Below are 13,453 nucleotides of genomic sequence, written 5' to 3'. Positions count from 1 at the left end.
TGGATAGGTAAAGCTATTATTTATTTCTGATGAATATATAGCTTTACCTATATCTCCTCACATCTTTTAGAAAGAGAAAACAACCCCGTTTTCAATGGTATAGTTAGTCTGTTTGATTGGAACTACTGGAGCAGCATCATGCCATAGGGAAGCCATTAAATTAAATTTCATATGCTCACTTAATCCTACTTGAAAGTTGAACTCAGAGCTGATTCTTGGCTCATCTAGCGTTTCAAACATAGCTTGGTAATAAACGATGCAGTTAATGGACGTCTCATCTGAAATATCATAGGTAACAGAACAGTAAGTATTGTTCTTCAATCTGTCTGTAATACGTGAGATGACATCTCCTTCATTCCATCCTAGTGTTTCATCCACTTCATTTTCAGTGATGGTCCACTCCCACCCTTCATGTTCAAACATGGCACCTGTACCAATAGCAATTTTTACTTTTTCTTTACTGTGTAAGGCATAGCGAACTCCGCCTCCTCCAAGGTAGCGTTGCTGCATTCCTCTTACTTGGTCATATTGAATTTGCCCGAAGAGTTCATAGGATAGCCGCTTCTTGTGAAAAAGGTTTGTACGGATGTGTCCATACCCCTGACTCTCCAGTAAAGAACCATTACCTTTCAGCATTTCCAACTCCCCAATCATGATATAGGCATGTGTTGTCCCATAATATGTGAGGTTACTGTTCAGGCTGAATATCATGGACTGAACTTGCTGGTTTTGTAGAGTGAAATTGGCTCCAAGGTTTCCCATCCATTTTGTGGAGTCACTATCCTCAGTTCGTTCCTTTTCAATATTGAGAATTTGGGCAGAAAGTGCCCATGGAGTAAGTATCAATAGTAGTAAAGCAAAATACCTTCTCATAAAAAATAAGTAGTTAATAAGATGATCTCTTGTTGAAGCCTATTAGGCTTGTTAATTAAATATTGGTTTTGGTTACTGCATAAACAGAAAGTGCTGTCCCCTGTACAAGAACAGCACTTTCCATGCCTTGTTTACAGGCAAAAGTGAATAATGGTATTCAGAACTATTTTTTGATATTCATTTGATCCAACAGTTCTTCCAAAATTCTGTTGTAGAGTGCGTCAGAATCCGATTTCTGTGATACTGTCTTGCTAGCATGTACTACAGTACTGTGATCACGCCCTCCGAAATGGTCACCAATGGCTTTGAGAGGCTCTTTCGTGTACTCTTTTGAGAAGTACATGGCAATTTGTCTCGCATTGGCAATGTCCTTTTTACGGGTTTTAGACTTCAGTTCTTCAACAGAAATACTGAAGTACTCGGCTACCACTTGCTGAATAAATTCAACGGTGATTTCCTTCTCCGTATTGCGGACAATATTGAGAAGAGCGCTTTTAGCCATGTCAAGGTCAATCTCCCTGCTCATTAGCGAAGCATTGGCAACCAAAGAAACTAGTACGCCTTCCAATTCTCTAATATTGGAGTCAATATTATAGGCTAGGTATTCTACGACATCTTCAGGAACATTGATACCTTCTGAAGTCAGCTTTTGTTGTACAATTGCTACTCTTGTTTCAAAATCTGGCTTTTGAATGTCAGCAGTCAATCCCCATTTAAAACGTGAAAGCAGTCTATCTGTCAGCCCTTCAAGCACCCTTGGTGGACGGTCAGAGGTCATAATGATTTGTCTGCCGCTTTGGTGAAGACGGTTGAATATATGGAAGAATGTTTCCTGTGTTTTCTCTTTTCTGGCAAGGAACTGAATGTCATCAACAATCAAGACATCTACCTTAAGGTAGTACTCTGTAAACTGGTTGACATTGTTGTTTTTTAGAGCTTCAATAAACTGAGTAGTAAATTGCTCTGAAGAAACGTACAGTACGAATTTTCTATGATCATTCTGCTTGATCTCATTACCTACAGCTTGTGCCAAGTGCGTCTTGCCAAGTCCTACACCACCATATACCACCAGTGGGTTAAAGGATGTAATACCAGGTTTCTTTGCAATGGCGATCCCCGCTGATCTTGCTAGCCTGTTACAATCTCCTTCGATGTAAGTGCCAAATGTATAATTAGGGTTCAGGTTTGACTCCCTGTACTCAGGATCATTGACAGTTGGAATATCGTAAGTATGTTGCATACTGCTTTGTACAGGAACATGAGTTTTATTCCTGTTTGGTTGCTGCTGCGGCTTTGAGCTATTTCCTGATTTTTGTTGGACATGGGCACCTGTATAAGGCTGCTGTTGCCTTTTTTCAGGCATCGTTGACATACCTCCAGACTGTTGTCCATAACCTTGTGTAGAAGATTGAGACTGCTGAGGGTAAGAAGTATTTTGTTCGTAATTGTTGCCTTGCTGTTGACCAAAATTACCATGCTGGGGCTGTTGCTGATACATAGGGTTAGCATGCCCAGGATTTGGTGTTTGTCGGTTTTGTAAAGTGAAAGGTGTATTGGCCGGACGGGTCTTCATGACAATTGAATACTCAAGTTTACCAGAAGGTCCCAGTTCAGTATCAATAGCTTTCTTTAATAAATGCACATAATACTCCTCTAACCATTCATAGAAAAAAGGACTAGGAACGGCTATAGTAAGTACATTATTTTCCAACTTGACAGCCTTGATAGGCTGAAACCATGTTTGAAAACTCTGTGCAGAAATTTCTTTGCGAATTACCTCAAGGCAATTTTGCCACACTGTATGACAGTCTTTTGCCATCTATTTATAATCGTGTTTGTTTATTGAACTCAATTAAAGGCGCTACAGGCTAGCATCTGCCTTTTTATAAAGCAGGGGTCGAAAATAGATAAAAGGCGGGTCTTTATCAACCAATTATTTCCCTCGTGAGTTTACCTCTTCCCTAAGCCATTCTGATGATTTGTCAAGATGTAGCGCAATCAGGTCAATTGACCCTTTTTGTAAAGGGTTGATACCTATTTAGTATGCTTTGAAATATCCAAAATGGGATTGGAAAAATCATAAGGCACAACAAATGCAAAAGTCTTAAAAAATACTGAGAATGAAAACCTTAAAAGGTTATCAATTCTGAATATTCAGTAGCAATTTTTAAAGTAAAGCTAGAGAGGTGTTTTTCTCTGGTGCAAAAAGATAATGGAGAAGTACTAGAAAAACAAAAAGCTCAAACCTTATAATACAGGTTTGAGCTTTCAGATATAGATCTGACAATAGTCTGTGACTATTCAGCTGGAACTACTGATACGTAAGATCTTTTGTTCAGTCCTTTTTTGAACTCAACTTTACCGTCTACCAAAGCAAACAGTGTGTGGTCTTTACCCATACCCACGTTTTTACCTGGGTGGTGCTGAGTACCTCTTTGTCTTACGATAATGTTGCCAGCTACGATTGCCTGACCTCCGAAAATTTTCACGCCGAGACGTTTACTTTCGGACTCTCTTCCGTTTCGCGAACTACCAACGCCTTTCTTATGTGCCATTGTATTCTAGAGTTTTAAGATTCTTACTTAGTGATACCTTCGATCAGAACTTTAGTGAACTGCTGTCTGTGACCGTTTCTAACTTTGTAACCTTTTCTTCTTTTCTTTTTGAAAACGATTACTTTTTCGCCTTTAACGTGACCCAATACTTTGCCAGTCACTTTAGCGCCATCTACTTTTGGGGCACCAACTTCTACAGTTGAATCATTGTCCAGAAGCAATACACTGTCAAATTCTACTGATGAACCCTCTTCAGCATCCAGCTTCTGGGTGTAGATATATTTATTCTCTTCAACTTTAAATTGTTGCCCAGCTATTTCTACTATTGCGTACATTTTTATCTCGAGTTAATTTTTTTTTCACGAAATGGCTGCAAATTTAAATCTATAGTTTTATAAACGCAACATTATCACAGAAATAATAAAGAGGTTGGCCTTAAAAAGTCTAAATACTTTAAAGACAACCCTTAACAATGCTGTGTTTAGAGGCTATAGAAACCCCATTTGCAACAAAAACATGCTAAGATAACACATTCTATCCGATTGACAAAAAACAAGTCAGGTACTTAGGGGATTGGCTGACAACAAGTCGGTTAGCAAATAAGATGTTTAGGCGCTAAAGGTGCTAATGAGCAGGGACGAAAGGTCGTGAAATTTAAGCTATGAACTCAAGAACATTCGACTTAACTTTGGTTGTATAGGTAAGCTACACCTCAGGTTACCCAAAGCCTGAATATTCAATACTTAAATACTGTATACTATGAGCGAAAGAATAGAAGAACCAATTCTGAAAGAGAATAACGATCGCTTTGTCTTGTTCCCGATTCAACACGCAGATATCTGGGAGTTTTACAAGAAAGCGGAAGCCAGTTTTTGGACAGCCGAAGAGATTGACCTGAGTCAGGACCTGACAGATTGGGAAAAGCTAAATGACGGAGAGCGTCACTTTGTTTCTCATGTTTTAGCGTTCTTTGCTGCCAGTGATGGCATCGTAAACGAGAATCTAGCCGAAAACTTTCTTTCAGAAGTTCAATATACAGAGGCTAAGTTCTTCTATGGCTTTCAGGTTGCCATTGAAAATATCCACTCAGAAACGTACTCCTTGTTGATCGATACTTATGTAAAAGACAATAAGCAGAAAGACTTTTTATTTAAAGCCATTGATAATCTTGAATGTGTAAAGAAAAAGGCTGATTGGGCATTGAGGTGGATTGATAATGGTTCATTTGTAGAGCGACTGATTGCTTTTGCAGCTGTTGAGGGTATTTTCTTTTCAGGCAGTTTTTGCTCTATTTTCTGGTTAAAGAAAAGAGGTCTGATGCCAGGGTTGAGTTTCTCTAATGAGTTGATTTCAAGAGATGAAGGATTACACTGCGACTTTGCTTGCCACTTATATAATAACCATGTGGTGAACAAGCTGCCAAAAGAGACTGTGACAGAAATTATTCGTGATGCGGTGAATATCGAGCAAGAGTTTGTCAGAGATGCAATTCCTGTAAAGCTGATTGGAATGAATGCAGACCTGATGTGTCAATATATCGAGTTTGTAGCTGATAGACTTCTGGTTTCATTGCAGTGTGAAAAGGTGTATAACGCAGAGAATCCTTTTGACTTCATGGAACTGATCTCGCTTCAGGGTAAGACCAACTTCTTTGAAAAGCGTGTTTCGGAGTATCAGAAGTCTGGTGTGATGAACAGTATTGGCAAGGATGATAATCCTAAATTTTCTTTGGATGAAGATTTCTAGGTTTAGGACTTTGTCAAGATGACTATAATAGACGGCTTTGTGAAAATCATGACTACAAAGCCGTTTTTTCTTTCTAAAAATTGTTAAATTGAATTATAAATTAACAAGGGTATTTCATTATTAATGAATGATTATATTTGTTATACAATACCAAAAACATCATTTGCAGTTTTTTTAGGTCAAATTTTAAATATGACACAACCAATGATGAACTAAACACATTTTCCGGATATGGCGTACTAAACCTATTATTGTAAAGAAAATGTGCTTTTGATCACTAATGGGAGTAAAAATATGGTACTGAAGATGGGAAAAGCGAAGTCTGGTAATAAGCCAACAGAAGACAGCACGATTATAAATACCAACGGAGACAGCTTGATTCCAAAAAAGAAAAAGAAGTTTAAACTGATTGGAATTGATAGCTTTGGGAATGTCATTTTTCTGAAGCGAATGCTTATCAGCGTATTGGCAAGTGCCACTTATGCGAGAATGAATATTTATAATAAGCTGAAGGTAAGTGGGATGGAGCACCTGAAAGGGCTACCAAGTAATAATGTCTTGTTTATCTCAAACCATCAGACCTACTATTCAGATGTGATGGCACTATATCATATCTTTTGTAGCGCCAAATGGGGGCTGAACGATGTGAACTTACCTATTTATATTTTGAGTCCAAGAGCAAACATGTTCTATGTGGCGGCAGAAGAGACCATGAAACAAAGTGGTATCTTGCCTAAGATATTTTCACTGACAGGAGCCGTGACGGTGAAGCGTTCATGGAGGGCTTCAGGTCAAAATGTAAGCCGTGGAGCTGATGTATCTGCACCTGCCAAAATTAAAAAAGCTTTGGACCAAGGATGGGTAGTGACCTTTCCGCAAGGAACTACAAGTCCATATGCGCCGGTAAGAAAGGGTACTGCCAATATTATCAAAACATATAACCCAGTTGTAATTCCGGTTGTGATAGATGGTTTTAGAAGGGCTTTTGATAAGAAAGGACTCTTCTTTAAGAAAAAAGGAACTACGTTGCAGGTTCGTATCAAACCACCAATGGAGTTTGATATGGACGATAACCTGAATGATATTGTAGCAAAAATAACGGATGCTATTGAGCAAAACCCTGAAAAGGCAAAAAGTGCAAATAGCTAAAACAAAAAGTCCATTGCAGAGTAAGTGCAATGGACTTTTTTATTATCCAATAAATTCTCTAACAGCTGAGAGAAACTTTTCAGGTTGTTCTGCATGTATCCAGTGACCTGCGCCGTCAACCATTTTAATATCGACATTACGGAAAAGTGTATTGATTTCCTCCTTGTCAGATGCTTGTATGTAGTTGGAATTTTTGCCTCCGACAAATAAGCTTGGAACATCAATGACACCATTAGTAGTAAGTCTTTGTCCAACGTTACCGATCTTTTCTGTAATAACAGGCAAGTTGATTCTCCATCCAAACCCACCTTCAGGTTTACGATAAAGGTTTTTGAGCAAGAACATTCTTACTCCCATTTCAGGAACGTAAGTTGCCAAAGCTTTGTCAGCATCTCCTCTACCCTTCAAGTTATCAATGTCAATAGCGTTCAGCCCTTCCAAAATGGTTTGGTGGTGGATTGGGTATTGTCTAGGTGAAATGTCAACCACAACAAGCTTACTGAGCATTTCAGGATATTTGGCAGCAAACTGCATCGCTACCTTACCTCCCATTGAATGTCCAATGATGATAGGGTTTTCAATTCCTTTTTCCTGAATGAAATTTTTAAGGTCTTCTACGAAGGTTTCGTAGTCGAATTCAGGGGTGTTAGGAGATTGACCATGGTTACGTTGGTCTACGATGTAGACATGGTAATCTTCAGAAAGGGTTTTGGCAATTGAAAGCCAATTGTCTGATGAGCCAAATAAGCCATGAAGTATGATAAGCGGCTGTCCACTTCCTTGTTCTCTGTAGAATAGTTCCATTGTGATATATACTGTATATATTTGTGCCGTCTGTTAGGCTTAAAATAAATTACGCTGTCATCTATAGCTAACAAGCTAGAAGCAGACAGGTTTGATTCGTAGCCCGAAAAAGTAGATAGGTTACGAGGTTTGTTCCGCACAAATGTAAAGTATTTTATAATGAAGACGCTAAAGGTATTCTTTCTCCTTGTGATGATATCAGGTTTGGCTGCATGCCGACTTGAGGTGAAAACTGATATAGACACCAAAGCTGTAAACAAGGAGTTGCAAAGCAGAAAGATCAGAAGGATTTCAGATACAGAAATTTCTCAAGAGGCTTATAAGAGAGGTACACAAATTGGTGCATTCTATAAAGCTTCGTTGGATAAGCAAGAAAGCATATGTTCATTAGGGGTGCTACCAACATTGCCTGATTCACTAAAGCAGTTTGTGTTGAGGAGTCAAGTCATTTGTGAAACACCAGCCGATTCGACTACGGTTGAGTTTCAGCTTTATGAAGCTTACAGGTATGCCTTGGAGCAAGGTGGTAGTATCAAGGAGAATCTTCAGGAGAAGTCTGAAACAGAGTATTTATACTCTTTGCCATTCACCTATCAAGAGGGAGAGGTAAGTAGATTAGCGCTTTTGAATATAGCACTAAATAAAAAACAAATTGTTTTGGGCTTGTATTAAGCAAACGGGTTTGACTATTTCAAGTAGTCAAACCCGTTTATTGTTATTTATCTCTTTTATAGAGTTCCTCAGCAAAGCCTCTTAAATACTGCTTCTTCTCCTCAGGAATGTTGAGTTTGTCTAGACAGTCAAATCCTTTTTGGAAATACTCATCCATTTTTTGTTCAGCAATGGCTTTGATGCCAAGAGCATCATAGATGCTTGTAACAGCTTTTACTTTTTCAGTTTTATCAAAACTATCAATAGAGAGCCAATGGGTTAGCTCTTTCTCTGTCTCACCAGAAGCCAACTCCATAGCCTTGATTAGCATATAGGTTTTTTTGTTGGCAATGATGTCCCCTCCTACTTGCTTACCAAATTTGGCTTGATCAGCATATACATCTAAGATATCATCCTTGATTTGGAAACCAGTACCAATATTTTCACCAAACTCTTTCAATAAACTAGCTTGGTGGGCATCAGCACCGCCTATTATTGCGCCCAGTCTGAGACTGAATCCAAGCAATACAGCTGTTTTTAGTCTGATCATTTCCACATATGCATCTTCTTTGACATCATTAAGTGTCTCAAAGTTCATGTCATATTGTTGTCCTTCACATACTTCAGCAGCGCATTTGTTAAACAAAGCTAGTACGGTTGATAGCTTATCTGTAGGAAGTTGAAGAAACTGATCGTATGCTTTTACTAGCATAACATCTCCTGAAAGAATGGCTGTATTGTCATTCCACTTTTCATGGACAGTAGCTTTTCCTCGTCTTAAAGGTGCCTTATCCATAATGTCGTCATGCATCAGCGTGAAATTATGGAACATTTCGACACCAAGAGCTGGTTGCATAGCTTTTAGATAATCATCATCAAAAAGGTAACAGCCTAAAAGTGTTAAGACTGGTCTAGTCCGTTTTCCTCCTATAGAAAGAATATAATAAAGCGGGTCATACAACTCGGCAGGTGTCGTGCCTGCATCTAGATTGTGAATGGCCTCTTGCACTTGTACGGCCGCAGCTTTAAAATCAAATGACATATATAAGGTGTTTAGTTTATTCTACAAATTAGTGCTACTCCCATTTTCTACTGTTTAAAGCAAGTTTGGCGAGAGAGAGCATGATGGTAATGATACTAAGGAAGTAAAGTACGTTTCGTGAATCTATTAGTCCTTTGCTTACAGAACGGTAGTGATAGTCAATTCCCCATTTAGATAGTATATAAGAGTAATCAGCCCAAACATTCACAGAAGCAAGTAATGTAAATCCATCGTATAATAGGAAACAGAAAAAGAGTGAGATGATAAAGGCTACAATCTGGTTGTCTGTTAAAGATGATGCTAGTATTCCGATAGCTGTAAATGTTGCTCCTAAGAAAAATAAGCCAATATAAGAGCCAATTACAGCTGCTGTATCAATATTGCCTTGTGGTGTGCCTAGTTGGTATACGGAATAGTAGTAGATAAATGTAGGAATGAGTGATACGATAACCAGTACTAAACAAGCTAAGTACTTGCCTGTTATAATTTGAAGGTCTGAAAGTGGCCTAGTCAGTAACAACTCTAAAGTGCCTGTACGTTTCTCTTCTGATATACTTCTCATCGTAATGGCAGGAATGAGAAACATAAAAATGTAAGGAGCCAATGAGAATAGCGGTTGTAAGTTAGCAAAGCCTCCTGCAGGAATACTTGTGTTGGGAAATACCCAAGAGAATAATCCTGATACAATCAGAAATACCAATATGACAATGTACCCAGCTAATGAACTCAAGAAGCTGTTGACTTCCTTTAATAATACCTGCAGCATAACTCTCTCCTATTTGTTCTTAATTCTATTATAATGGAAGGCAATTTTACTTAATTTATTAAGAATATCCTCGTGTAAGTACCATGTTAGTTTTTAGCAGAATGTTTCCGATTTACATATGGAATCCTTTTATTTGTATTGGGCCGGATAAATTGGAAAATTCAACATAATTAAAATAAGGCGATCTAACCATTTATAGAGCAGGCCGCACCCCGATAATGTAGGGGCTCTTTAAGGGAGTTAACAGCGGAAGGTCGACATTTGGTGGTGAGTCTAATCCTGTCTATTTGGAATTTTTTCCAACCGGCCCACTTTTTTCTGCTTGATAATCAGGTAACACTGATCACTCCTATTTAAAATCCTATTATTAATCTTGTGTTAACGGAATGTTTTTCTACCTTTGCACTCCGCAAAACGGGAAACACCCGCAGCGGCCAGCCACTCCAACGGGAGCGGCAATAATGCTTCCTGACAGCGACAATGGATAAGTGAAAATTAATTCACAATGTTGCTTGCAAATAACGGGGAAAAGGTTTTACCTTTGCATCCGCTTCTTTCGGGAAGGTTTTCGAGCTAACGGTTCGGAAATAAAAAATAAAGAAAAGTCTTGGAGTTTTGGTGAAGGTTTTCTTACCTTTGCAGCCGCTTCAAGCGAAAAGGTTCCGGAAGGGTCCACGGAAAAGTCCAAGAAGTTGGATTTTGAAAAGTTCTTTGAGAGGATTTAGGACAGTGGTAAGAGATAAAGCTTTAGGGTTTTATTTCGATCACGCAAAACAAGTACGACAAGACAAGCACAAGCGTCAATTCCAACAATTGAAAAGCAGGAGACAGGTCAGAAAACACGACGACAATTGGAGCTGTTCCTTTCAAGGGGCAGCCCAAGTCAACAATCTCTTACAATGGAGAGTTTGATCCTGGCTCAGGATGAACGCTAGCGGCAGGCCTAATACATGCAAGTCGCGGGGTAGGGTTTCCTTCGGGGAGCCTGAGACCGGCGCACGGGTGCGTAACGCGTATGCAACCTGCCCGCTGCAGGGGAATAGCCCGGAGAAATCCGGATTAATGCCCCGTAGCACTGTTTACCTGCATGGGTGAACAGTTAAAGGAGCGATCCGGCAGCGGATGGGCATGCGTCTGATTAGCTAGTTGGCGGGGTAACGGCCCACCAAGGCCACGATCAGTAGGGGTTCTGAGAGGATGATCCCCCACACTGGTACTGAGACACGGACCAGACTCCTACGGGAGGCAGCAGTAGGGAATATTGGGCAATGGGCGCAAGCCTGACCCAGCCATGCCGCGTGAGCGAAGAAGGCCCTCGGGTCGTAAAGCTCTTTTATAGGGGAAGAACAAGTGGGGTGCGCCCTGCTCTGACGGTACCCTATGAATAAGCACCGGCTAACTCCGTGCCAGCAGCCGCGGTAATACGGAGGGTGCAAGCGTTGTCCGGAATTATTGGGTTTAAAGGGTACGCAGGCGGTCTGTTAAGTCAGTGGTGAAAGTTCACAGCTCAACTGTGAAAGTGCCATTGATACTGGCAGACTTGAGTACCGGAGAGGTAGGCGGAATTCCCCATGTAGCGGTGAAATGCACAGATATGGGGAGGAACACCGAAAGCGAAGGCAGCCTACTGGCCGGTAACTGACGCTCAGGTACGAAAGCGCGGGGAGCGAACAGGATTAGATACCCTGGTAGTCCGCGCCGTAAACGATGAAGACTAGGTGTCTGCCCTTCGGGGTGGGTGCCCAAGCGAAAGTGATAAGTCTTCCACCTGGGGAGTACGCTGGCAACAGTGAAACTCAAAGGAATTGACGGGGGTCCGCACAAGCGGTGGAGCATGTGGTTTAATTCGATGATACGCGAGGAACCTTACCTGGGCTCGAATCCCATTCGACAGGTCTAGAGATAGATCTTTCTTCGGACGGATGGGAAGGTGCTGCATGGCCGTCGTCAGCTCGTGCCGTGAGGTGTTGGGTTAAGTCCCGCAACGAGCGCAACCCCTACCTTCAGTTACCATCGGGTAAAGCCGGGGACTCTGGAGGAACTGCCTGCGCAAGCAGAGAGGAAGGCGGGGACGACGTCAGGTCATCATGGCCCTTACGCCCAGGGCTACACACGTGCTACAATGGTAGGGACAGAGGGCAGCGACATGGCGACATGAAGCGAATCCCAAAAACCCTATCTCAGTTCGGATCGCAGCCTGCAACTCGGCTGCGTGAAGCTGGAATCGCTAGTAATCGCGTATCAGCAATGACGCGGTGAATACGTTCCCGGACCTTGTACACACCGCCCGTCAAGCCATGGGAGTTGGGTGGGCCTGAAGAGGGTGGCCGTAACAGGAGCTCTCAAGGGCAAAACCAGCGACTGGGGCTAAGTCGTAACAAGGTAGCCGTACCGGAAGGTGCGGCTGGAACACCTCCTTTCTGGAGACCGTCCCTGTAGTTGTAGGGGAAGGCGCCTGTGCCGTTGGTTGTACGGCGTGAACACTGTCCAAATCTAATCTCACAAAAGTGAGGGCGCGTAGCTCAGGTGGTTAGAGCGCTACACTGATAATGTAGAGGTCGCTGGTTCGAGTCCAGCCGTGCCCACTCACTCCTTGTGTATCCCCTTGATTTAAAGGGGATACGTTCTACAAGGGAAAGGTTCTTTGACATACTGCCAAATTAAAAAGCAACGAGGCCTGCCTGCCGCAGTTGATGCTGTTTACGGTATTGACGGCAGGCGGCAAGAAGAAAAGCAAGAAAAAGTAATAAAGGGCGTACAGTGGATGCCTGGGCTTCCAGAGGCTATGAAGGACGCGACAAGCTGCGAAAAACTTCGGGGAGGTGCACATGACCCTTGATCCGAAGGTATCCGAATGGGACAACCCACCATGCTGAAGGCATGGTTTTAGAGCCAACGCGGGGAACTGAAACATCTAAGTACCCGCAGGAAGAGAAAACAAGAGTGATTCCGCAAGTAGTGGCGAGCGAACGCGGAGAAGCCCAAACCGTCGGTGTTACGGCACTGTCGGGGTTGTAGGGCTTGCATAATGTGAAGACACGGAACTGGAAGGCGCTGGAAAGCGCCGCCGCAGAGGGTGAGAGTCCCGTACAGGTAATGTGTTGATCAGGCAAGTACCCTGAGTAGGGGGGAGCCGGTGAAACTCCCTCTGAAGCAGGCAGCACCATCTGCCAAGGCTAAATACTCCTGGAAGACCGATAGCGAACAAGTACCGTGAGGGAAAGGTGAAAAGCACCGTGAATAACGGGGTGAAACAGATCCTGAAACTGTACGCCTACAAGCGGTCGGAGCCCATCAGTTGGGTGACGGCGTGCCTTTTGCATAATGAGCCTACGAGTTGCACCTCACCAGCAAGGTTAAGTTCTTCAAGGGACGGAGCCGCAGCGAAAGCGAGTCTGAATAGGGCGCCATAGTTGGTGGGGGCAGACGCGAAACCGTGTGATCTACCCATGGCCAGGGTGAAGACGGGGTAACACCCGTTGGAGGCCCGAACCAGTTGACGTTGAAAAGTCTTTGGATGAGCTGTGGGTAGGGGTGAAAGGCCAATCAAACTCGGAAATAGCTCGTACTCCCCGAAATGCCTTTAGGGGCAGCGTGGGGTGTTTTCTTGCGGAGGTAGAGCTACCGATTGGACTAGGGGGCTTCACCGCCTACCGAATCCAGACGAACTCCGAATGCCGCAAGATTAAGCCCTGCAGTGAGGGCTGGGGTGCTAAGGTCCCAGTCCGAGAGGGAAAGAACCCAGACCGCCGGCTAAGGTCCCCAAATCTGTGTTAAGTTGAACAAAGGAAGTGCAGTCGCGGAGACAGCCAGGATGTTGGCTTGGAAGCAGCCATTCATTTAAAGAGTGCGTAACAGCTCACTGGT

The 13,453-nt window shown here is 42.4% G+C and carries 10 protein-coding genes, 1 tRNA gene and 2 rRNA genes (1 of these 13 cut by a window edge); 6 read left to right on the top strand and 7 right to left on the bottom strand.

The genetic code is table 11. The annotated features are described in order from the left end of the window. Positions 1–66 precede the first annotated feature (66 nt). The 4 genes from V6R21_RS27860 to rplU all read right to left on the bottom strand — a co-directional run bounded on the left by V6R21_RS27860 (position 67) and on the right by rplU (position 3,763). The gene (locus V6R21_RS27860; RefSeq protein ID WP_334246777.1) at positions 67–873 is read right to left on the bottom strand and encodes a DUF481 domain-containing protein; all 807 of its coding nucleotides are present in this window, start codon (positions 871–873) and stop codon (positions 67–69) included. Positions 874–1,036: 163 nt separating this feature from the next. Then, positions 1,037–2,692 (bottom strand): chromosomal replication initiator protein DnaA, encoded by a 1,656-nt coding sequence (gene dnaA / locus V6R21_RS27855; protein ID WP_334246776.1) that lies wholly within the window; start codon positions 2,690–2,692, stop codon positions 1,037–1,039. A gap of 478 nt (positions 2,693–3,170) precedes the next feature. After that, complete coding sequence (gene rpmA, locus V6R21_RS27850) at positions 3,171–3,428, bottom strand: 50S ribosomal protein L27 (RefSeq protein ID WP_334246775.1); 258 nt, start codon at positions 3,426–3,428, stop codon at positions 3,171–3,173. A gap of 23 nt (positions 3,429–3,451) precedes the next feature. Next, on the bottom strand, positions 3,452–3,763 hold the full coding sequence (gene rplU / locus V6R21_RS27845) for a 50S ribosomal protein L21 (protein WP_334246774.1): 312 nt from the start codon (positions 3,761–3,763) through the stop codon (positions 3,452–3,454). Between the two features lie 424 nt (positions 3,764–4,187). Here rplU and V6R21_RS27840 point away from each other — a divergent pair, with 424 nt between their 5' ends. After that, a complete protein-coding gene (locus V6R21_RS27840; RefSeq protein WP_334246773.1) occupies positions 4,188–5,174 on the top strand; it encodes a ribonucleoside-diphosphate reductase small subunit in 987 nt (328 codons plus the stop codon). A gap of 294 nt (positions 5,175–5,468) precedes the next feature. Beyond that, positions 5,469–6,323, top strand: coding sequence for a lysophospholipid acyltransferase family protein (locus tag V6R21_RS27835; RefSeq protein ID WP_334246772.1), 855 nt, complete (start codon positions 5,469–5,471; stop codon positions 6,321–6,323). 42 nt (positions 6,324–6,365) lie between these two features. Here the strand turns inward: V6R21_RS27835 and V6R21_RS27830 are convergent, their stop codons facing one another. After that, on the bottom strand, positions 6,366–7,127 hold the full coding sequence (locus V6R21_RS27830) for an alpha/beta fold hydrolase (protein ID WP_334246771.1): 762 nt from the start codon (positions 7,125–7,127) through the stop codon (positions 6,366–6,368). Between the two features lie 159 nt (positions 7,128–7,286). Between V6R21_RS27830 and V6R21_RS27825 the strand changes: the two genes are divergently transcribed. Beyond that, on the top strand, positions 7,287–7,799 hold the full coding sequence (locus tag V6R21_RS27825) for a hypothetical protein (RefSeq protein ID WP_334246770.1): 513 nt from the start codon (positions 7,287–7,289) through the stop codon (positions 7,797–7,799). Positions 7,800–7,842: 43 nt separating this feature from the next. Here the strand turns inward: V6R21_RS27825 and V6R21_RS27820 are convergent, their stop codons facing one another. Next, positions 7,843–8,820 (bottom strand): polyprenyl synthetase family protein, encoded by a 978-nt coding sequence (locus V6R21_RS27820; RefSeq protein WP_334246769.1) that lies wholly within the window; start codon positions 8,818–8,820, stop codon positions 7,843–7,845. Positions 8,821–8,854: 34 nt separating this feature from the next. Further along, positions 8,855–9,586 (bottom strand): gliding motility-associated ABC transporter permease subunit GldF, encoded by a 732-nt coding sequence (gldF, locus tag V6R21_RS27815; protein ID WP_334246768.1) that lies wholly within the window; start codon positions 9,584–9,586, stop codon positions 8,855–8,857. A gap of 896 nt (positions 9,587–10,482) precedes the next feature. On the opposite strand from gldF, the gene V6R21_RS27810 reads away from it, so the two are divergent. The 3 genes from V6R21_RS27810 to V6R21_RS27800 form a co-directional block, all read left to right on the top strand. Next, positions 10,483–12,006, top strand: a 16S ribosomal RNA gene (locus V6R21_RS27810). A gap of 91 nt (positions 12,007–12,097) precedes the next feature. Next, positions 12,098–12,171: transfer RNA gene (locus V6R21_RS27805), tRNA-Ile, on the top strand. Between the two features lie 152 nt (positions 12,172–12,323). Beyond that, positions 12,324–13,453, top strand: a 23S ribosomal RNA gene (locus V6R21_RS27800); it runs 1,682 nt beyond the window's last position. Together the 16S and 23S rRNA genes with 1 tRNA gene alongside form the textbook arrangement of a ribosomal RNA operon.

It is taken from the genome of Limibacter armeniacum (assembly GCF_036880985.1).
Taxonomy (GTDB): domain Bacteria; phylum Bacteroidota; class Bacteroidia; order Cytophagales; family Flammeovirgaceae; genus Limibacter; species Limibacter armeniacum.
Note: the sequence above shows the minus strand (reverse complement) of the source record. Positions and strands in the feature narration are given on the sequence as shown.